The sequence below is a fragment of the Vibrio sp. 1167 genome (assembly GCF_033340375.1).
GTDB classification, from domain to species: Bacteria; Pseudomonadota; Gammaproteobacteria; order Enterobacterales; family Vibrionaceae; genus Vibrio; species Vibrio alginolyticus.
On the sequence record NZ_JAWOWK010000037.1, the window covers coordinates 1 to 2322 of the forward strand.

Here is a 2322-nt window from a genome sequence, read left to right on the forward strand (position 1 = left end):
AGTTGGTTAGAATACCGGCCTGTCACGCCGGGGGTCGCGGGTTCGAGTCCCGTCCACTCCGCCACTTATATTAAGCCCTAGTCGAAAGACTGGGGCTTTTTCGTTTGGTCGTGTCCCCTAGAAATGTATTTACACATTGAAGGCGAGACAATACCACTTTCTTTACCCTTTTGGCGCATGAGTTTCTCAGGAAGATGAGCCTGCTGCCTGCACTTCCAATTACTCCGAGTTTGTATCATGTCCTCGTTGAAAGATTGGTCATTTGAACAATGAGTCTTTATAACACTCGCCCTCAACCGTAGTAGAATGAATAGTCTTCCTCACTGCGCGTTTTGTTAGCGTCTCTCTTAAACAATAATTTTCTACTTCTTATTTCTCAAACATTCATTGCTCCCATATTTAGAGCGAAACCGTCGTTGCGTGGATTGCGCAATTTCCCGAAATATAGTGAGGAAGAGAGCTAAGTCTTCCGAAAATTAATGCCTTTTAGAAAACTTTGTTTTCTTTGCTGAACTTGCTAGTAGCGATTAACCTAAGAGGAGTTCTTGAGGAGTATGTTTGATGATGCAACAAATAAAAAATGAAACGCTGAAATCTGTATTTAAGCAATGGTCTTCCGAAGAGGGAATTGTGGTCATCAACCCTGCAACTGAGCAAGAGTTAATTCGGTTAAAGCCTAGTACTCTTGAGGAGTTAGACGATCTCATTGGTCAGTGCAAAACGGAGCAAGTCCGTTGGGCTAAATTAAGTGCCAAAGAGCGCTCTCGTCGTTTGAGGGGGTGGTATCAACTACTTCTTGATAATGCAGAAGACATAGCCACGATTATTACCTTAGAGCAGGGAAAACCTTTAGCTGAGAGCAAAGGGGAAGTGATGTATGGTGCCTCTTTTGTCGAGTGGTTCTCAGAAGAAGCAAAACGTGCTTATGGCGAAGTTATTCCTGCCCCCACGACAGATAGACGTCTATCTGCAATTCGCCAGCCTGTGGGAGTATGCGCTGCAATTACACCTTGGAACTTCCCTATTGCGATGATTACAAGAAAAGCAGCACCAGCCCTAGCGGCAGGTTGTGGCATGTTGATCAAGCCATCAGAGCTTACCCCTCTCACTGCAATTGCTGTTGTTGAATTAGCTTATCAGGCTGGTATCCCTAAAGAACTGCTTTCTGTCGTGGTGTCGGAGCAGGCTGCTGAGTTTGGTCAAGTACTAAGTACTGATCCTAGGATTCAGAAGATCTCTTTTACGGGGTCTACGCGCGTTGGGAAAATTTTGATGAAGCAAGCCAGTGATTCAGTCAAGGCGGTGTCGATGGAGTTGGGTGGTAATGCGCCTTTCATCGTGTTTGAAGATGCAGACTTAGATGAGGCTGCGGAAGGGCTTGTCGCGTCGAAGTTCCGTAATGCAGGGCAAACATGTGTTTGTACCAATCGTCTATATGTTCATAAAAATGTAAAACAAGCTTTTATTGATAAAGTATTGTCGAAGTTAAGCAAATTAAAGCTTGGAAATGGTTTAGAGAAAGGTGTCACATTAGGTCCTGTTATTACGATGGCCTCTAAGCATCGACTAGAGGCGGTGATCGATCAAGCTGTACAAGAAGGAGCCTCTATTGCTAACTCTCCACAGAGACGGCCTGGTCGCTTTATGGAGCCCGTTCTTTTGGATAGTGTGACGCAGAATATGTCGATTGTTCAGCAAGAGCTATTCGGGCCTGTGTTGCCTATTGTTACCTTTGAAAATGATTATCAAGTTCTCGAAATGGCGAACGATACAGAATATGGTTTGGCTTGCTATTTCTATACGAATAGCTTGAAGCGTATTGTGACTTTTAGTGAAGGTTTAGAGTACGGCATGGTTGGAGTTAATGAAGGGATCATCTCTACTGAAGTGGCTCCATTTGGTGGAGTTAAAGAGTCGGGTGTTGGACGGGAAGGTGCTAAGCAAGGACTCGATGAATATCTGGAGACAAAGTATATTTGTCTTGGTGGTTTAAGCTGATTTCAGAGATGGCCGATTGAATTAAAAAGCTAGGTTTTTACCTAGCTTTTTTTAGTTGAAAGGCATACCATTTGCCACGCGCGTTTGTGGTTAATATTTTCTGGTTATTTAATGAGTCGATAGTTAGCTTGCGGTAAGCGGTTTTTAATAATCAAAGCGCTTATGTTATTTCGTTATGGGGTAGGAGAGAGCTTAGCTTTAAACTAATACAAAAAAGCCGCATCAAATGATGCGGCTTCTTCTAATATGGCTCCTCCTGCTGGGCTCGAACCAGCGACCTGCGGATTAACAGTCCGTCGCTCTACCAACTGAGCTAAGGAGGAA

The 2322-nt window shown here is 44.0% G+C and carries 1 protein-coding gene and 1 tRNA gene; one reads left to right on the plus strand and one right to left on the minus strand.

Going from position 1 to position 2322, the window contains the following annotated elements; genetic code table 11:
• Positions 1-561: 561 nt before the first annotated feature.
• On the plus strand, positions 562-1998 hold the full coding sequence (locus tag R7Z78_RS24125; protein WP_169643893.1) for an NAD-dependent succinate-semialdehyde dehydrogenase: 1437 nt from the start codon (positions 562-564) through the stop codon (positions 1996-1998).
• Positions 1999-2245: 247 nt separating this feature from the next.
• On the opposite strand, the gene R7Z78_RS24130 is transcribed toward R7Z78_RS24125, so the two are convergent.
• A tRNA-Asn gene (locus R7Z78_RS24130) sits at positions 2246-2321 on the minus strand.
• Position 2322: the final 1 nt, after the last annotated feature.